At 50.8% G+C, this 18,904-nt stretch carries 17 protein-coding genes and 1 riboswitch; of the genes, 14 read left to right on the plus strand and 3 right to left on the minus strand.

What is annotated here, in order from left to right; all coding sequences use genetic code 11:
• The first annotated feature begins 238 nt into the window (after window positions 1-238).
• From Q0Z71_RS00230 to Q0Z71_RS00275, 10 genes are all read left to right on the plus strand, one after another.
• The gene (locus Q0Z71_RS00230) at window positions 239-673 is read left to right on the plus strand and encodes a PaaI family thioesterase (protein ID WP_298016473.1); all 435 of its coding nucleotides are present in this window, start codon (window positions 239-241) and stop codon (window positions 671-673) included.
• Between the two features lie 66 nt (window positions 674-739).
• Window positions 740-2,761, plus strand: a complete 2,022-nt coding sequence (locus tag Q0Z71_RS00235) for an FAD-dependent oxidoreductase (RefSeq protein WP_298016475.1) — start codon at window positions 740-742, stop codon at window positions 2,759-2,761.
• A 15-nt stretch (window positions 2,762-2,776) separates the two neighbouring features.
• Entirely contained in the window at window positions 2,777-3,238 is a 462-nt protein-coding gene (locus Q0Z71_RS00240) for a 3-hydroxyacyl-ACP dehydratase FabZ family protein (RefSeq protein ID WP_298016477.1), read from the plus strand.
• Window positions 3,239-3,616: 378 nt separating this feature from the next.
• Complete coding sequence (locus Q0Z71_RS00245; protein WP_298016479.1) at window positions 3,617-5,935, plus strand: molybdopterin-dependent oxidoreductase; 2,319 nt, start codon at window positions 3,617-3,619, stop codon at window positions 5,933-5,935.
• A gap of 27 nt (window positions 5,936-5,962) precedes the next feature.
• Window positions 5,963-6,406 carry an NAD(P)H-dependent oxidoreductase subunit E gene (locus Q0Z71_RS00250; RefSeq protein WP_298016481.1) on the plus strand — a complete coding sequence of 148 codons (444 nt, stop codon included), beginning with the start codon at window positions 5,963-5,965 and terminating at the stop codon, window positions 6,404-6,406.
• A gap of 1 nt (window position 6,407) precedes the next feature.
• Window positions 6,408-7,655 (plus strand): NADH-quinone oxidoreductase subunit F, encoded by a 1,248-nt coding sequence (locus Q0Z71_RS00255; RefSeq protein WP_298016483.1) that lies wholly within the window; start codon window positions 6,408-6,410, stop codon window positions 7,653-7,655.
• Window positions 7,656-9,095 (plus strand): [Fe-Fe] hydrogenase large subunit C-terminal domain-containing protein, encoded by a 1,440-nt coding sequence (locus tag Q0Z71_RS00260; RefSeq protein ID WP_298016485.1) that lies wholly within the window; start codon window positions 7,656-7,658, stop codon window positions 9,093-9,095. It begins immediately after the preceding gene.
• 48 nt (window positions 9,096-9,143) lie between these two features.
• Window positions 9,144-9,258, plus strand: a riboswitch (molybdenum cofactor riboswitch).
• Window positions 9,249-9,782, plus strand: coding sequence for a hypothetical protein (locus Q0Z71_RS00265; protein WP_298016487.1), 534 nt, complete (start codon window positions 9,249-9,251; stop codon window positions 9,780-9,782). Its footprint overlaps the riboswitch before it by 10 nt.
• A gap of 38 nt (window positions 9,783-9,820) precedes the next feature.
• On the plus strand, window positions 9,821-10,279 hold the full coding sequence (locus Q0Z71_RS00270; protein WP_298016489.1) for a hypothetical protein: 459 nt from the start codon (window positions 9,821-9,823) through the stop codon (window positions 10,277-10,279).
• 79 nt (window positions 10,280-10,358) lie between these two features.
• Window positions 10,359-11,420 carry an NTP transferase domain-containing protein gene (locus tag Q0Z71_RS00275; protein WP_298016491.1) on the plus strand — a complete coding sequence of 354 codons (1,062 nt, stop codon included), beginning with the start codon at window positions 10,359-10,361 and terminating at the stop codon, window positions 11,418-11,420.
• A gap of 1,287 nt (window positions 11,421-12,707) precedes the next feature.
• Here Q0Z71_RS00275 and Q0Z71_RS00280 read toward each other — a convergent pair.
• The 3 genes from Q0Z71_RS00280 to Q0Z71_RS17040 all read right to left on the minus strand — a co-directional run bounded on the left by Q0Z71_RS00280 (window position 12,708) and on the right by Q0Z71_RS17040 (window position 13,366).
• The gene (locus Q0Z71_RS00280; protein ID WP_298016494.1) at window positions 12,708-12,830 is read right to left on the minus strand and encodes a hypothetical protein; all 123 of its coding nucleotides are present in this window, start codon (window positions 12,828-12,830) and stop codon (window positions 12,708-12,710) included.
• 22 nt (window positions 12,831-12,852) lie between these two features.
• The gene (locus tag Q0Z71_RS17035) at window positions 12,853-12,972 is read right to left on the minus strand and encodes a nucleotidyltransferase domain-containing protein (protein ID WP_363316662.1); all 120 of its coding nucleotides are present in this window, start codon (window positions 12,970-12,972) and stop codon (window positions 12,853-12,855) included.
• A gap of 259 nt (window positions 12,973-13,231) precedes the next feature.
• Window positions 13,232-13,366, minus strand: a complete 135-nt coding sequence (locus Q0Z71_RS17040) for a HEPN domain-containing protein (protein ID WP_363316658.1) — start codon at window positions 13,364-13,366, stop codon at window positions 13,232-13,234.
• Between the two features lie 1,109 nt (window positions 13,367-14,475).
• Here Q0Z71_RS17040 and Q0Z71_RS00285 point away from each other — a divergent pair.
• From Q0Z71_RS00285 to Q0Z71_RS00300, 4 genes are read left to right on the plus strand one after another with little or no spacing between them, the layout of a single operon-like run.
• Window positions 14,476-15,603, plus strand: a complete 1,128-nt coding sequence (locus Q0Z71_RS00285; protein WP_298016497.1) for a GNAT family N-acetyltransferase — start codon at window positions 14,476-14,478, stop codon at window positions 15,601-15,603.
• A 28-nt stretch (window positions 15,604-15,631) separates the two neighbouring features.
• Window positions 15,632-16,465, plus strand: coding sequence for a sugar phosphate isomerase/epimerase (locus tag Q0Z71_RS00290; protein WP_298016499.1), 834 nt, complete (start codon window positions 15,632-15,634; stop codon window positions 16,463-16,465).
• 39 nt (window positions 16,466-16,504) lie between these two features.
• Window positions 16,505-17,782: a TRAP transporter large permease gene (locus tag Q0Z71_RS00295; RefSeq protein WP_298016502.1), complete on the plus strand. Its 1,278-nt coding sequence runs from the start codon at window positions 16,505-16,507 to the stop codon at window positions 17,780-17,782.
• A gap of 47 nt (window positions 17,783-17,829) precedes the next feature.
• The gene (locus Q0Z71_RS00300; RefSeq protein WP_298016506.1) at window positions 17,830-18,891 is read left to right on the plus strand and encodes a TRAP transporter substrate-binding protein; all 1,062 of its coding nucleotides are present in this window, start codon (window positions 17,830-17,832) and stop codon (window positions 18,889-18,891) included.
• The last annotated feature ends 13 nt before the right edge of the window (window positions 18,892-18,904 follow it).

An 18,904-nucleotide genomic window follows, 5' to 3' on the forward strand; every position in this document is an offset into this window, starting at 1 on the left:
CCGGCGTGCAAGGCGCGTGTGCGTTTCCTATAAAGTCAGGCACAGAGGGCCGCATATATCGTGTGCAGCGCTGCATGGAAAAGAATGATCAGGTTCCTTTTCCGCTGTGCCGGCTGTAAAAGCACCATGGGGCTGATCCTTTGAAAATGGGTGGAACCCTGGTATCGGATAAACGATGATTGGCCTGATGGCTGTATCTGCAGCTGTCGGGTGATAGAAGTGGGAAGGCAAGCAAGCGATGGATTTAAAGCAGCTTTGGAAGTACTGCAGTGATGACAATGCCTTTGGCGTAAAGCTGGGCTTTGAGGTGGAGGAGATACGCCGGGGCTATGCGGTCCTCAAAAAGACCATTTTGGAGGATGATCTCAATAGCACCGGAATCCCGCATGGGGGAGTGTATCTTTCAATTGCAGACTCCTGCGCGGGAACAGCGATGGCGTCTTTGGGAAATACTGCCGTTACCTGCGCGACGAGTTATAACTATTTCAAAAGCGCCCGCGTGGGGGACACGATCTTTGCAGAGGCAAAAATGATCAAAGAGGGCGGAAGGATGTGCGTCTTTAACATCGATATTAAAGATCAGCACGGAAACCTTCTGGGCAACGGAAGCTCCACGCTGTTCAACACGGGGCGGAAGATTGAGGATAGGATCAAGGAAATGAAGTCGCAGTAAAGCGAATCAGAACTTGGATCACGAAAGATGCGGCAGAAGCGGCAAAGAGAAGGAAGGGTGCAACAAATGGAATACACCAGATTGTTCCAGCCCATCAACATTGGTGGAATGGAGCTCAAAAACAGAGTGGTTATGACTGCGGTGCATTTGGTTTATTCGGATGATGGCAGTCCAAACGATAAAATCAATCAGTTTTATTGGAAACGCGCCGAGGGCGGCGCGGGCTTGCTGATGATTGGCGGTGTGGCAACCGACCGCTATGTTGGCTACGATCATATGCTCCGGATCGATAAGGACGAGTATACTGAAAAATATCAGACTCTGGTTGATGGCATCCACAAAAGAGGCGCCAAGGTGGGCATTGAGTTCCTGCAGACCGGCCGCTATGGACGCTCTGCATTTGTGGACGGTGACGATTCCATTATTGCACCCTCGGCATCCATGGCGAAGATCTCCGGCGATATGCCGAGAGAAATGACAAAGGCAGATATTCAGTATGTATGCGACTGTACTGCTGCCGCAGCAGTGCGGGCAAAGCAGGCGGGATTTGACTGTATCGAAATGACCGCCGCCTCCGGATATCTGATCAGTCAGTTTTTATCCCCCGTTACGAACCACCGCGAGGATGAATACGGCGGCACGCTTGAAAACAGAATGCGCTTCCCCCTGGAGATGGTGGCGGCAGTCCGCAGGGCTGTGGGGGATGACTATCCTCTGGCTATGCGCGTGGGCGGAAATGAATTCGTTTCCGGCGGCAACACGAATGTTGAGTGTATTGCATTCTGTAAAAAGCTGCAGGAGGCGGGGATCGATCTGCTGGATGTCACGGGCGGCTGGCATGAAACAAAAATCCCGCAGTTGACGGGCGATCTCCCCGAGGGCGGCTTTACATATCTGGCTGCAAATATTAAGAACGAAGTCTCGATCCCGGTACTCTCAGCCAACCGGCACGCAAACCCCGTGGAAGCGGAGACCACATTGGCGCTGGGGCAGGCTGATTTGATCGGCTTGATGCGGCCGCTGTTGGCGGACCCCGCATGGCCCAATAAGGTTCAACATCATCAGGAAGAGGATGTGCGCCCCTGCATGGCGTGCAATCAGGGGTGCCTTGCAAATGTGTTTGCGCACAAGCCCTGCAAGTGCTTGATGAACAGCTATGTGGGCCGTGAATATCTGGGCGAGGAGAACCGACCGGCGCAGGAGAAAAAGCATTTGTTGGTGGTTGGCGGCGGCCCGGCCGGTTGTGAGTTTGCACTTCGGGCAGCAAAACGGGGCCACGATGTTTGCCTGTGGGAGGCATCTGACAAATTGTGCGGCAGGATCTCCCTTGTGGCCGCACCTCCTGCAAAGCAGACCTTTTTGAAGTTGGCAGCATATTTTAACCATGTGCTGTACAATGCCGGTGTTAAAGTTGAACTCAATAAGAACGCCGATGCGGCAGAGATTGAACATGGCAAATTTGATGCGGTCGTGGTGGCCACTGGTTCCACCATTCGCACGTTGAATTTGCAGGGGAACAGCAAGATCACGATTTGCACCGCGGAGGATATTCTCTCAAAGCGGGTTATTGCCGGCAAACATGTTGTCGTTATTGGCGGAAGCTCTGTTGGCTGTGAAACGGCAGACTATTTGGCGCAAGAGGGCGCCCTGACAAAGGAAAAGCTGTTCTATCTGGGAATTCATCAGGCCGAATCTTTTGAAACCATGCAGGGATTGCTGGATCACTCGAGCCGCCATATCAGCATCGTTGATATGGAAAAAATCGGGGGCGGATTTGACTTTGGCTGCGGCTGGCCTGTTATGAAAGATTTGAAGCGCCTGCAGGTGGCGCAGTATGCGCGAACCAGCATTGTCGGCATCGAGGAGAACGGTGTTGTGGTGAAGAGCCAGGATCCGGCAGGCGGCGAAAAGCAGCAGGTCCTTCCTTGTGATACGATCGTCATGGCTGTGGGCTATCGCTCCAATGCGGAACTATATAATACGCTGCGTGATCGGGGAGTATCTGTATACTGCATCGGCAATGCAGAGAGTCCGGGCAATATCATGAAAGCGATCCATGAGGCGGATAGATTAAGTGAAGTACTGTGAGTTTTGAGAGACAGCATGAGAAAACGTGAAGAAAGGAACCTTCCAGTGATACGCGGAAAAGACTATGTTGAGGAGATGCTTCCCCACCGGGACCCTATGCGGCTGATTGACTCTGTTGAGGAGCTGGTCCCTGAAAAGAGCATTGCGGCAAGCTTTTATGTAGACCCGGGCCGTGAGATTTTCAAAGGGCATTTTCCGGGGAACCCCATTTTACCAGGGGTGTACACCGTCGAATGCATGGGACAGGCGTCCAGCATCCTGGCGGCCGATATGGACCGGTATTATCAAAAGACGCCGTTGTTTTTTGGAATTGATCATGTGCGCCTTGTAAAGAAAGTTTTGCCGGGAAGCACGCTCCGCATTTACTCGACCTTAGAGAAAGAGAACCAGGAAAAAGGAATTTTGACGTTTCAATCTCAGGTGAAATGCGAGGATGTTATAGTTGCTTCGGGAACTGTGACCATTGCAATGCGCTGAAAAACGGAAAGAACTCTCCTGGATAAAAATGATGCTGAAAGCATGCTTTCGGCATCATGGAAATAAAGAATACCTAAATGCAGATATAAAACCCTGATGACCTCAGTTGGATTTTTAAGAGGTTTACAAATTGTTTGAATAACCCGGTTATACATTTCCTTTCATATTGTACCATCTAACTTCGCCTCTTTCCTTTTCGTAAAATTAGGTTCTCATCCTGGCAACCGGGTTTTTCAGTGGCCGGGAGCCGTTCACAACGGCTCCCGGCCTTTTTTCTAAACTGCTGACTTAACACAGAGGCTCCTTCTTTGAGACGGTTGGGCTTTTGTTGATTATGTGATTATTGATTCTATAGCCTGTGAAGGAAGGGAGAGAAATATGGAGGATAAAAATCTGGAATGGAAAAAGACACAATGTTCATTCTGCGCGGTGAGCTGCGGCATTGAAGTGCAGGTCGAGGATGGGCATATCGTAAATGTGAGACCCGATAAAGACAGTCCGAGAAGCCATGGTTACTGCTGCAGAAAAGGCCGGTCTGCAAAGTATTTTGTTGACCAGCCGGATCGTATTGAATACCCCATGAAAAGGGTGGGCGACAAATTTGAAAGGATCAGCTGGGAGCAGGCTTATCGGGAAATCGCAGAGCGGACCCATCAGATTGTGGATGAACATGGCCCCCGTTCCGTTGCGGTTTTCAGCGGAACCGCCGGCCTTCAGACGCCCTCCATTACGGGCGGCGCGCTGCGGGCGGGCATCGGAACGCAGTATTCTTTTAATGCGATCGGCGTGGAATTTATGGGCGCCTGGTGGAGCCTTGGACGTTTGATCGGCGACCAGGGGCATATGTTTGAGCCGGATGACAAAAAGACTGATGTGATGATTTTCTGGGGCGGAAATGCCTATGTGTCGCACCAGATCATTGATGCGCGGGAGATCATTCGTGAATTTTCGGAAAATCCGGATAAGATGGTGATCACAGTTGACCCGAGACTTTCTGAAACGGCACGTATGTCCGATATGCACATTATGCCGAAACCGGGTTCTGATACGCTGATGCTCCGCGCATTGATCGCACTTATTGTGGAGAACGGTTGGGAAAACAGGGATTTCCTGGACAGATATGCGGCAGACTGGGATAAGGCTAAAAAATGGTTTGAACAGGTAGACATTGATGCATGCCTGAAGGTTTGTGGAGTTCCCAGAGCACAGCTGACGGAATTCGCCAGGATTCTCACAACAAAGAAGTGGGGGATCCATCAAGACCTGGGCCTGTATTTTGGCAGACACAGTACAGCGAGCAGCTATCTCTGCTATCTGCTGATGATCGTATGTGGAATGTTCCTTGTTGAAGGCGGCAATACCCCCTGCGAGATCGTATATCCCCGGGGAAAAACCGTAAATGAATATGATCCGCAGATCTGGAAAACACCGGTTAAAGGCCGTTTCCCGGTGCTGGGTACGTTCCCGGCGGGCGTATTCCCGGATGAAGTCCTGGGTGACAATGAGGACAGGATCAGAATGGTGTTCTCCTGCACGACCAATGTTGCAAGAAGCTATTCCGGCTCCAAAATGATGGAGAAGGCTCTGGAAGCATTGGAACTCTATGTGGCGATCGACCATACATGGGTGGAGAGCATGAAATATGCAGACTATGTGCTGCCCAGCAAAAACATGTATGAAAGTGACGGCGATATCAACGCATTCCATTTTAATTTCCCCGAGGCAGTCCTTCATTTCAGAAGAAGGGTGCTGCCCGGACGCGGTGAGGCCAAAGAAGCATCGCAGATCTATGCGGAGATTACGCAGGCGATGGGCTATGTGCCTGAACTGCCGGATTTTCTGTATAAAGCGGCAGAACAGGCAGTTGAGACCGGCGACCGCATGACGTACTTTGCAACGCTTATGAACTGGATCCAAAACGGCAATCAGCAATATAAAAGTCAGGTCACAACGATTGTTGCGCTTACGCTTGGAAAGGCATGGGGGTCGGCCGGTCTTGCAGTGGCATGGATCGGATTTGTTGCAGGGGCCCTGCTGGGTGATCCGTTGGTCGAGGCTGAACCGACACTGGAGAAATATCCCATCCTCAAAGTGGCGCCGGATTTAAGACCTCATTGTAAGATGGATGCAGTGTTCCAGCAGGCGTTGGATCATCCGGAAGGCGTCATTGTCGGATATGTTGACAGAGATACCATGCTGGATAAGTACATCAAGCATGAAGATAAGAAGCTGCATTTGTGGTGCAGGGAAATTGAGGAGTATCTTGAGCGAATCACGCCTGAGAAAGAGGAGAAGGCCCTTCAGCTGACAGATGGATGCAACATGATCCTGTCAGCAGGACGGCATTCGGAAGATGGGGCCAATAACAGCATGAGGGATCCCAAAACCTATCAATACCATCAGCCCTTTACCCTTGCGATGAATCCGGAGGATGCGAAAGAGTTTGGCTTTATTGAGGGGCAGGAGGTCCGCGTGTCGACAAAGACAGGCTCCCTTACGATCCCTGTGGAGTGCAGCTGGCAGGTATCGCGGGGATATTGCCTGATCCCCCATCATTTCGGGCTGACTGTTGGCGGAGAAAAGTACGGTGAGTCAGTTAATATGTTGACCTCGCATGAGGATATGGAAGAAATGACCGGAAACGCTACCTGGCGGTACACACCGTGCCGTGTTGAAGCATTGGATGCAAATGAATGAGTTCGACCGTAAAAAAGGAGAACAAAAATGAATGAGCAGATATTGGCAGAAAAGTATTTGAATGGCGCAAGCATTTTGGATCTTCTGAGAGAAGTGCAAAAGGCGGACGGGGTTTTAACAGAAGAGGGGATTCGTCTCGTTGCTAAAGTCAGCAAAAAATACCCGTCCGAGATTTTTGAGACAGCTACGTTCTATTCCATGCTTCGCGTTGGGAAAAAGGCAGAGCATGAGGTTGCGGTTTGCGGAAGTACCTGCTGCGACGCTGCGGGTGCTGCGAAAATTTTGGAGAGGTTGTCTGCTGAGTTACATATTGCAGTGGGTGAAGTGTCCGAGGACGGGAAGTGGTCGCTGACAAGATGCGAGTGCCTGGGACGCTGCGAAACGTCACCGAATGTCTTGTTTGATGGAGAACTCCTTGCGAACGCCGATGCGGATACTGTGGTCGCCAGGATAAGAGAGGCGAGGGGCTGATATGGTAAAGGAAATCAGAGTGACTCTGCGCAACGCAGGGAAGATTGACCCGGAGTCTATTGAGGACTATATTCGGGCGGGCGGGTATCTTGCGCTTGCAAAGGCGAAAAAAACGGAACCGGAAAAGCTGATCGATGAAATTGAACATGCGGGTCAGCTTCGCGGCCGCGGCGGCGCCGGCTTCTCCACTGGCTATAAGTGGAGGGGAGCCTATTCAACGGCATGTGACCAGAAGTACGTTATATGCAATGCGGACGAGGGGGAACCGGGGACCTTTAAGGACCGCACGATCATCGAAAATGACCCGCACACGATCCTTGAAGGCATGTTGATCTGCGCGTATGCGATTGGCGCAAGGGAGGGCTTCATCTATGTGAGAGGTGAATATGGCCATTGTATAGAACTGCTTAAAAAGGCAGTTGCCGATGCAGAGGCAAAGGGCTTGACGGATGGTGTGAAGATCCATGTGACAAGCGGCGCAGGCTCTTATGTCTGCGGCGAGGAGACCGCGCTTTTGACATCCCTTGAGGGAAAGCGCGGTGAGCCGAGACTCAAGCCGCCGTTCCCCACAGTTGCGGGCTATCTGGGCAAGCCGACGGTGGTGAACAACGTTGAGACCTTTGCAACGGTCCCGGTGATCGTAGATAAGGGCGCTGAATGGTTCCGTAAAATCGGAGATCCAAGCTATCCGGGCACAAAAGTTTTCTGCCTTTCCGGCGATGTGAAAAACAAGGGCGTTTATGAACTTCCGACAGATGCAACCATCGATGATCTTGTCAACGGTTTCGGCGGCGGTGTTATTGACGGCCATCAGGTGAAGGCGATCCAGATGGGCGGCGGAAGCTGCGGGTTTATCACGGCTGAAAACATGGGCCTGGCGCTGAATTATGACGCGCTGCGTCCTGCGGGCGTATCATTGGGCTCTGGCGCCATCCTTGTTTTGGATGAAGAACACAATATGGCAGAATTCGTGCGCGGCACCTCCCACTTCTTTGCCCATGAGTCCTGTGGAAAATGCGCGCCCTGCCGCGAAGGCACCTCCCGCCTGGAAGAGGCGATGGATGCGATTTGCGAGGGCAGAGACGTGGAAAAGAACATCGGACTGATCCAGAAGCTGGCACAGGGAATGCGTATGTCGTGCTTTTGTCCGCTTGGACAGGGCGCAGGCAATCCCATTCTTTCGGCGTTGAGGCTATTCCCGGATGATTTTAGGGGAAAGGCTCCAGAATCTGCAAAGGAGGATGCATAAATGCCCACCGTTCATATTACGATCAATGACAAAAACCTGACGGTCGAGTCTGGTCTCACGATTTTACAGGCGGCCCGTGAAAACGGAATTGAGATCCCGACGCTCTGCCATTTTGAAGGGCTTCCCGACAAGGCGAACTGCAGGATTTGTATGGTTGAGATTGAAGGAATGCGGGCTTATCAGCCGGCCTGCGCAACCAGAGTCAGCGAGGGAATGGTCATTCATACGGATTCCGATGGCGTTCGAGCGGCGAGAAAGACGACATTGGAGCTGCTCCTTGCCAATCACTCGGTCGACTGCCACCATTGCCTGCGAATCGGTTCGACGAAAGAGCCTGACCTGGATCCGCGGTTTTGTGAGATGTGTTTCTGGTGTGATTGCGAGCGAGATGGCTTTTGCGAGCTGCAGACACTTGCAAGAGCGTATCATGTGGATGTTCTCCCTTATATCCAGCACGATAAGGACCATGAATTGGATCTGTCACTTGGCAGTGTGGTGAGAAACCCGAACAAGTGTATAAAGTGCCGCCGTTGTGTGGAGGTATGCGGAGAGGTACAAACGGTGCATAACCTCTCTATGGCGAACCGCGGCAGGGCTACGATGGTCGTTCCGGAACTGGGAAAGCTTATGGCTGATAGCGCATGCGTACGCTGCGGGCGCTGTGTGGAGGTCTGCCCCACTGGCGCTGTGTTCATGCAGGAGCATAAGGATGAGGTGCTGTATTATGCCCACTCCTATGACCACGATACGGTCGTACAGCTCTCCGCAAATGTTATACCGGAACTCACGGCCCTGTATAAGGTTGGACTGGGGGAAATCACCCTCAAAAAGGTTTGCGCAGCACTCCACAAACTGGGGTTCCAGACAGTTATGAGCAGCGAGCATGCTGAAAAGCTGGCAGCAGATGAGATGGCTGACACGATTGAGCGGAATGTAGAGAATGGACCGGTAATTGTTTCTAATAGTTTTGCTGTCAAAAATTTCGTGAAGAAATTCTTCCCGGATATGGAGGCGCAGATTTATTTCTGCAAGGGGAGTGAAAAACAGTTTGCAAAGTATGTCAAGAGACTTGAAGGGGACAAACCGGTAAAAAGCGTGCTCATTACCAATGTGCTGGAACAGGCTGCGGAAGCAAAGGAAGAGGCCGATATTGATTTTGTGCTGAATGCGCGTGAACTGTACCGCCTGTTCCTCAGAACCGGTGGTGCGCCTGCCCGTAAATATGAGGAGGAGCTTGACAAGGTGTGGGAGGATCCACCTATCAGATACGAAGAGTTGCTCAGAGAAGCAGACTGGAATTTTGGGAAAGAACCGGAAGAGGTGACAGTCACCGTCAACGGCAAGAAACGCAAATGCGCCATTGCACACAACCTCGGACAGGTGAGACTGCTTTTGGAGGGCAGCTATACCAAATATGATGTCGTTCGCCTGATGGCATAGTCGGGGGAAATGATGGGGAAGCGCTTTCTCAACTTAATATTGAAATAAAATCGTACTACTCCGAGCTGTATGGCCTAAAGCGTGTGCCATGGCCATACAGCCGGGGCACGAAAGGAAACTTTCGCGCCTTCCATATTTGAAAAGGGGTTCTATATGAAGCATTACAGATTACAACATTTGATTTATATGGCTCTGTGCTGCAATCTTGGCCTTTTGAGCAAAAGATTGATCGCACCGGTGACAAATATTTTTACAGACGCTCTGCATATTCCGGGTGGCATAGGAACCAGTTTTTCACTGATGTTCCTGGTCATCTGCGCGGCGGTTATACCTAGATTCGGCTGCGCGGCAATTATGGGAATTGTGCAGAGTGTTCTTGCGCTTTCAATGGGGATGGTGGGGAGTATGGGTGCTCTTTCGCCGATCGGGTATATCGTTCCGGGGATGGTAATCGACGGAGTGCTTTACCTGTCCAGAAAAGTTCATCTTTCTATGGGCCTTGGCGTGATGATTGCAAATATGCTCGCGGCGGCGGCAGCGGCCATAACCGCAAACGTTATCGTTTTTCATTTGGGTGGAATTGTACTTGCGCTCTATCTTGCTGTTGCGGTTACGAGCGGTGCCATCTGCGGAATGCTGGCAGGAGAACTTGTTCCCCCCATCAGGTTAGCGCTTGCGGTGATATAAATAGAGGGTTAAACGAACCATGAAAGGAAGTAATGAAAGTGCAGAAGAACAACAAAGCGGCAATTCTTATGATTGCAGTGCTTATGGCATTGGTGTCGATTTTGGCAGCAGTACATGGAGCCTTTCGCCAGGAAGTCCCGGAAGGCTCGCTGGCAATCAATTATCAGGGAGATACCTGTTTGGTGAATATTGAAAAACTTGCCACAGAAAAAGTGACCGGCACACTTGTGAACGGCAAAGGCGAGACAAAAGAGATCCATGTTCAGGCCATAGCAATGGCAGATGTCCTTGCGGAGGCGAACATTGATGCAATGACCGTTGAAACTGTGACCGTAACAGCAGATGACGAATTTTTGGCAGATGTTGCGGGAGATGAAGTCAGGGAGAGCGGCAAGGTGTACATGGCTGTTGAGGATGAGGGCGCAGCACTTATTGTATTTGGCGACACAAATGCCAAACGCAATGTTCGTAAGGTTGTTAAGTTAGATGTGCAGTAAAGCGTTTATAAGTAAGAAAAATGTGGTTGCCCTGACAGATCATGGAACGGTCGAGAAACGTTTCGGCTCACGGGAGGCAATGGTAAGCGAACTGGAAGTGTACCGTAAACTCGAAAAATCAAATCTGAGACGACCGACTGTGCTTGGAAGCAGCGATGGGAAAGTTTGGTTTACCTTTGAGCGGGGCGTTCTCTTTACTGATTTGCTAAACAGCGCCACCCAGGAACTTACTGCATGGAGGCTGCTTGTTAGATGGCTCAGAGACTTCTACGAGGAAACAGGACTTGTTCAGAAGGACCCCAATCTCAGGAATTTTCTGTATAATGCCGAAAACAACGAAGTTATTGGCATTGATTTTGAGGATTGTAAAGAAGGGCGGCCGCTTGAAATGATAGGCAGGCTTCTTGCCTATATCCAGCTTATGGATGACTGGGCTCCCCAAAGGCGTGAATGCATTACAAATTGCGTAATGAGAGCAGCTTGCCACGACTTTCTGCTGTGTCAGGACGAGCTCAACAAATCTGTGCGAAATGAGATGAAGGATATTTCCAGGCAAAGAAACGGAAAACAATTCTCGGCAATGATTCTTGCAGGCGGCAAAAGCAGACGCATGGGTGTCGATAAAGCGTTTCTGGAATTGAACGGAAAGACCTTGATTGAACATCAAAAAGAAAAGCTTCAGCATCTGGGAATAACAGATATCCTGATATCCGGCAGCGCTGAAGGAATGATACCCGATGAAAAGCCAGGGTGCGGTCCGCTTGGCGGGATCGCAACTTGTTTGAGAAAAGCCAGGCATGATAGATGCCTGATCATTCCGGTTGATGTACCGCTGATAACAGAGGAGATATTACAAGAACTTATTGATAAGCACAGAGAGACCCCATTCAAGATCACGCTGGTTGCGCATCAGGGTGGATTTGAACAGCTTATAGCGGTATATGATAGGGATTGTGCGGCCGCAATTGAAAGACTGCTGGAATGCGGGGTGAATAAAGTTCAGATAGCAGCGGAAACTGTCGGATACGGAGTACTAAACTGCAGCGGAAATGAAGATCAATTTATTAATTGTAATACACCGGAGGCCTTTCATAAAGCTTTGAATGTATTACCTCAAGAGGATTATGTAGGATTACAATAACAATAGATGTTTCGGGCTTTTTCGCCACAGCCTTGACTTATTTTGAAGATGTGTAAACGTAATAATAAACAATTCGAAAGGGAAGAGCTTAGATGAATACAGGCATGAAAGTGACATTTTGTATTGCCATCGGAATCATCTTGCTGTGCTCCCTCTTTATGTCAATGATATTTGCATAGAAGCTTTTCCCTCGGGAAGGGCTTCTATTTTTTTGCCCGGGTGGCCTTAACAGCCTTCACCCTGGTTTTGCTGCGCATTCCCTTCATCCGTTTCACATCATATCGGGCGGTGAGCAGGTTCTTTTCCACATTGGGCACCGTACCATCCAGCAGCGCAGCACAGATGTCTCTTCCGCTGCGGCACTCCTCGTATTTTCGTCACCAGTGAAACGTGGTTTGCTGGTTCCCCCTTTGATGTCCGACCGGACATGCAGCGAATAGCTGTCGTCCGCGGAAATATCCGCCCCGCCGGCTTCCGGCCGCTGGTCCGTCCAGACAGCGTTGATCTGCACGCAGACCCGGTCCAGGTCCCGCGGCAGAGCTTTCAAGTTCCCGGCCGCCGGCCTGAAGGACCAGCACCAGGATGTCGATGCACAGCGGATCCTCTAACCGCTGCAAAAGAAGAATCGAAAGGAGCGTCCGAGAGGAGGCGCGTCCGTTTCTTCTACCACGAAAGAGGCATGGCAGCAAGAATGACAATGCGAGGCGGACTTTTCGGTTTCCGGAGCAGGGGGCGGAAGTTCAGACACAGCGGGTCATGCTCAAAGAGGCGGGGATAATTTCTTCGGATCTATTCCCCGACCCAGACGGAAAGCCCTTGGTCAATAAAAACTTCATTCGAGCCTGGAAGTGGTATTGGAGATATGGAGAAGGCTGCCAACTATACCGGGCAGGCGTTGAAGGCCATCATGAAGAAGCAAAAATAAAAAGCCCTGGAGCCATACGGCCCCAGGGCTTTGACGTGCAACAGCCGGACAATCTGGATATCGCACCATTGTCCTACTCAGCCGCGGATCCAGTGAAGCGGTCCGCGGCTGAAAGCGAAGGAATTCCCAACACCGTTTCGCTTCCGGCTCTGCCGAAAACGGAACGGTGTTGGGAATTCCTGAACTGGTGGAGACCGTTGAACTCGAGCCGGTGACCTTCTGCGTGTGAAGATAGGTAAGGGGTGGAAACGGTGTGATTTCACACCGTTTCCTGTGCTTTTGAAACCGTTTATTGCATCAAAGATTCCGTGGTTTCCGCTGGATTCTGTCCGCTCATTTCCTGGCCTGGGTCAGCGTTTGAGTCAGGCGGCGATTCCGGTCTTTTGAATGGTACTGAAATGGCCGTCCTCATCATTGGCCGTCGTCAGCAGGACAGGCTCAAGGCCATGGCTGGTGGTATGGAGCAGCACCCAGAGCAATGTCATGGTATTCAGGTAGGCCAGATAATCAATCGCCAGGGATCTTGTTCACAACAACGATATCGATGTCACTGTCCTTGGTGGCGATTTCTTTGGTGTAGGAGCCGTAGAGAAAGACCGCAGCGGCATCCACAACTTTTCGCAGTATTCAGCACTTTTCCTGATCCGTAAGAATACCGCCTTTGGTTCCCGAATCATCTGCTCCCAACGTTCGGCGGTCAGAGATTCCAGCAGCTTAGCTTTACACAGAGGATACCGGGCTTTCATGTTCAGTGGATTACGCATATCCAACAGAGAACCTGCTTTTCGCTCATTTTACTTGAGATTTTTTGGTAAATATTTCAGAAACATCGGTTTGCAAATGTATGGCAGCTCCCTCCGCTGGCTTCCTGGAGGCAAAACACCCTTCAAAGCCTCTTGATCGTCTGGTGGCATATAAATCCCATATACAGCAGACGGCGTGTCTCCAACATGGTACGAGCGGTCTGTAGATCGTACTCGGCGCTTCTAATCCAATATTCGGACTTACCCAAATTGCTCATGCCATCATCTCTTTACTATGTAAACAAGGTATGCCATAAAAACACAGGAAATAAAAGCAGAGGCAGCACAGATTTACAAATGTTTATTGAACTTAACTTCCGTGGCGCGCAGGATATCTTCTATGATCCCAATTTGTCATATGGGACAGGTATCCAAAAGGCGGATAATTGCCCAAATTGACGCGTTGACGCGCTTTTGACCACTGATTCACCATCGTATAGCAGGTCCGCCTGTGCAGATCTCCAATACGGATGCAAGGCCTGTAAAAATCGGAAGGCATAGCCTCGTGTTGCCAGTTTCTATGTAACACATGTGAACGGTTGAAATATTTACTTTTTTCAGCAAGCGATTCCTAAGAGAGTCCATACGTCTTGCACAGCTTCCGAATCTGCTGCTCGCTCTTGCGCTAAGTCGCAGAACGCCGCTTATAGAGTTTGTTTTATCCTGAATTGGATAATATAAAATAAACCACGCGGGCTGTTGGTATGCCTCGATAATTTATAAATATGTGATGATAGGAAGATGCCTATATCAAGGCTGAAGGTGTTGCTGATGAGTACTGTTGCGCTCCTATCTTTTACGGCTGCCGTGGGCACCCTTTCGGATGTTCTTGAAATGCCCTCATGCAGAGACCGCTGAATATAGATGATCCAGGGATACTCTAGCGGAAGATTCTGCCCAGCCAACACAATTCCCAGAGGCAGATGCCTGCGATGCGCGGCCGGATGCTCGGGCTGAATATAGATGCCGCGGGCGGTGGAGTTCGTTATTCTAATATTTCAACCAACTATCTGATTGCCCCCGGACTTTCTGGTATTTGAGCTGAGATTATTGATCGCAGCTGTTTTTTCAGTATGGATGAGGGGATATGCAGGCGCATTACAGAGCTATCAAGATATTCGGGAGTTTTATTAGGCTCTGGCAATTTGATTATTACTAATAATTATAATCAGAAAAAGTAACTTTCATAATTTTACATGATAAAAATGTGCAATTGGGCGAAAAAATGCAGTAATTGAGAAATCTCTTGCAATAATAAGCGGAAAGGGACTATAATTGCATTATCAGATAAAAGAATAAATAATTACTAATAAAGAGAGACGAGACTATGGCAAAGATTTATTTGATCCGCCATTGTGAATCTGAGGGTAACGCCTGTCGGCGTGCGCAGGCGCAGACCGATGCATTGGTTACAAGGAAGGGATATGAGCAAAACGAAATGCTGCGCCGCCGGTTTAAAGGGATCCATATCGATGCGCTCTACAGCAGTGATGCCTTTCGTTCCATCATGACGCTAACTCCCATTGCAAAGGAGCGTGGATTGCCGATTAAGGTCCGCCTTTCTCTGCGAGAGGTAACCACCGGCATTTGGGAGGACTGCGCCTGGGGAAACATCGCCAAGGATTATCCCGCAGAGCATAAGGTATGGACAGAAACGCCATGGATCACGACGGCACCTGGTGCTACGACTTTTCAGCAGGCAGCTGACCGCATGGTTTTTTGCCTGCGCCGCATCGCAGCGGAAATAGGGGATGGGACAGCGCTGGTGGCGTCCCATTCCTGCAGTATCAAAGCCTCGCTTTGTGTGATGCAGGGAAAGCCTATGAACCGGGTGGCAGAGGTGGGCCACGGCGAAAATACATCAGTCAGTCTGTTGGAGATCATGCCGAATGGGACCATCCATGTGGAGTATACCAATGATGCATCCCACCTGCCGCCGCGGCTGTGCAGAACATGGAGCGGCGTGGCCGGCAGCAACATCAACATGGTAATCGAGTCCTGTGATCTGGAACGCCAGGCGGACGTCCTGTCGGAATTGGCGGAAGCAGAACACCGGGAACGGGGGGCGGAGTTTGACCGGTCGGCCTATCTTAACGCTGTCCGTGAACAGATGGAGGGGCAACCAAGATCTGTTGCGATTTCCTATTTGAAGGGGGGACCCGTTGGTTTTGTCCAGCTTGGCGCGGATGCCGAACTGCCGGATGAATGCGGCGTTTTGGAACGGTATTACGTAATTCCCCATCTTCAGGGCCGGGGGTACGGCGAACAGTTATTTGGCTATGCGGCACATGAGATGCGCTATGCAGGCAAAACCAAGTTGATTCTCAGGAAGAATTGCTCCGCAGAGGAGCGGCGTTCGCTGGAACGGTTTACTTTTCATGAAATGAGAGGGCACCCGGAATATGAGGAATTGGATCTTTATTCTCCGCCATGCCCTTATCCGATTTTAGCCTGAGAGATCATTTACATGAAGGAGGAACGCTATGAACGGGAAACATATCTACATTTCAACACTTTGTGTCAAGTTTGAAGATTATCACTGGCTGAAAAACTGCTTAGATACGTTCCATGATTTTCCGGTGGGCGTTGAGCATGGAACTTGGTGGGGACTTCAGCCGGAACTGCCAGATGTGCTGGATGCAAATAAGCCGATGTTCTATGGAATGCCTACCACCATTCATGCTCCGTTCCATGAGATTTGCAACAAGCCTGGGAGTTCGGAAGAGCAGGAGATGTTGAAAACCTTTAACCGAGCCTGCCGCGTATACCATGAATGTGAGGCGACCTCCATGGTTATACACACCAATGAGCATTCTTTTCCGGAAGAACAGCGTGCGGCGATGCGGGAGCGGTCCAAAGAGATGATCCTGTTTTGGTACGAAAAGTTCAGGGAGCAGGGGATTCATATGACCGTGGAAAATGTGGGCTATCCGAAAAAAGATAATCTGCTGTTCAACTACGAGCAATTTATCCGGCTTTTCAGCGAACTGCCGGAGGAGATCGGCTGCCTCATCGACACCGGTCACGCCATGCTGAACGACTGGGATATGGTCGAACTGATTAAAACGCTGGGACCCCGGATTCGGGGCTATCACCTGAATAATAACGACGGAAAGAACGATGCGCATTATCCTGCTTTCGATCCGGAGGGCTATCTTCCACCGGAAAAAATGGAGGAGATTATTGCCACGATCGCGCAGTATTCTCCGGATGCCGATCTGATTCTGGAGTACATGTTTGGGGACAAGATTACCACAGAACAGATGCACAGCGATATTCGCCGGATTGCCCGGCTCATGGAGGAAAACCGCCGGTAACGGCTCTGAATCTCAATAAGAAAGAAGGAAATCTCACATATGAATGCGCTGCTGCTATTTCTCATGTTCTTTGCGCTGCTGTTCGTCGGTGCGCCCATCGCATTGGCTCTGGGCGGCTCATCTCTGCTGTATCTGTTATTCATTGCCCACATGTCTCCTGTTGTGGTCTTCCAGCAGATGCTCTCCGGTGTGAACAGCTTTACGCTGTTGGCAGTGCCGCTGTTTATGATGGCCGGCTCCTTGATGGAGCATGGCGGCATCTCTAAACGGCTGGTCAGCTTTGCTATGTCCCTGGTGGGCCACTTCACCGGCGGCCTGGCCATGGTGGTCATTGTTGCCAGCGTGTTCTTTGCCGCCATGTCCGGCTCTGCGGTAGCGACTACGGCCGCCATCGGCGCCATTATGATTCCCGCCATGTATGAACGGGGCTATGACAAGGATTACGCTTGTGCGCTTCAGGCCACCGGTGGTATTTTCGGTCCCCTGATCCCGCCCAGCATCGCTATGGTGCTCTACGCCGTTACAGCGAACCAGTCAGTCAGCACTATGTTGATCGCAGGTGCGGGTCCAGGACTTTTCATGGCAAGTTTGGTTATCATCTATGTGATCTATTCCTGCCATAAGCGGGGATTTAGAGGACAGGACTCCTTCAGTGCGGCAAACGTATGGACCAATTTTAAGGATGCCATCTGGGCATTGCTGTCTCCGCTTATCATTCTGGGGGGTATTTACTCAGGCATTTTCACGCCCACAGAATCCGCCGCTATCGCATGCACGTATTCCATCCTCGTCGGCGTGTTCGTTTATAAGGAGATGGACTTCAGGCAGTTGTTTTCCTGCCTGTCCTCTTCTATTCGCAGCACGGGCGGTATCATGATGATCGTTGCAGGTGCCAGCACGTTCTCCTGGGTCCTGACCCGTGAGCGCATGGCGTCCTCTCTGGCCAACGCGATGCTGTCTGTCAGCGACAGCCGGTATTGGTTCATTTTCTGCACGCTGGTGGTCCTGCTGATCGCGGGATGCTTTATCGACGCGGCACCCGCCGTTATGATCCTGACCCCGATTTTTGCCCCAATTGCCCAGCAATATGGCGTTTCTCTGATCCATTTGGGCGGTTATATGATCTGCGCGACTTCCATCGGCAACATCACGCCGCCTATGGGGTTGAACCTGTTCATGGCCAGTCAGGTGGGTAAACGCCCGGTTCATCGGGTTATAAAGGAAATCTGGCCCTTTATCGGAATCACGGTCCTGTCCCTGCTCCTGGTTGCCCTGGTTCCGCAGATCACCACATTCTTGCCCGGCCTGATGAAGTGACAAATGTCGCAATGACATTGTTATAAAAATTTATGGAGGAAAAAATGATGAAGAAATTACTTGCACTCATGCTGTCCTTGATCGTGGTTTTGGGCCTTTCCGCTTGCGGCGGCTCCAAGGACACCACCCCTGCTGTTGACGGCGATACCAACGCTAAGACGAACGAACCTGCCGAGGCAGAAGAAGTCATTACCCTGGTTTCCACCCAGGCCGGTTCTACTGCAGACAGCGTCCTTGGCCAAGGCACCACCAAATTCGAGGAGCTGCTGGAAGAGTATTCCGGCGGACTGATCCAGGTCGAATCCTACTATGATACCGAGCTGGGCGGCATTGACTCCCAGCTGGAGGCTGTCATGACCGGTTCCATTGATGTCTGCTGCCTGGGCCCCTCTTACCTCTCCGGCTATGTGCCTGAGATCCAGGTGTTTGATCTGCCTTTCCTATTCGATGACTATGATCAGATAAACGCCACGCTGGACGGCGATCCCGGCCAGTACATCGCTTCCAAATTTGAGGGCTCCGGCGTGAAGCTGATGACCTACTTCCACTCCGGCCTGCGTTCTATCACCAACAGCTCCAACCAGATCAACAGCGTGGAAGACGTGAAGGGCATCAAGATCCGCGTGGCTCCCTCCGAGACCCAGCTGGCCACTTGGGAAGGTTTCGGCGCTATCCCTATGGCCATGGCTTCCAGCGAGACCTTTACCGCTCTGCAGCAGGGAACCATTGACGCGCAGGAGAACGGTCTGACCTATATCTACAGCTCTAAGATCTACGAGGCACAGAAGTATCTCTCTCTGACCAAACACAGCTATACCTCCATGCCTGTGATCATGAACCAGAACAAGTGGGATTCCCTGACCGAACAGCAGCAGGAGTGGGTCCAGAAAGCTCTGACCGACGCCGCCAACTGGCAGCGCCAGGCCACTGCTGATGCCGAGGAGCAGATTGTCAACGACATCGAGGCTTACGGCCTGGAGGTCAACCGCGATCCTGACCGCGAATCCTTCAAGCCTTACACGCAGGCTGCTTATGATGTGTTCAACAAGGCGATGGGATCTGATGAGATCCTGAAGATGGTTCAGGACTATGTCGCTAACCTGAAATAATTAAGCAAAGGGT

The organism is uncultured Dysosmobacter sp. (genome assembly GCF_947631635.1).
Lineage (GTDB): Bacteria > Bacillota > Clostridia > Oscillospirales > Oscillospiraceae > Oscillibacter.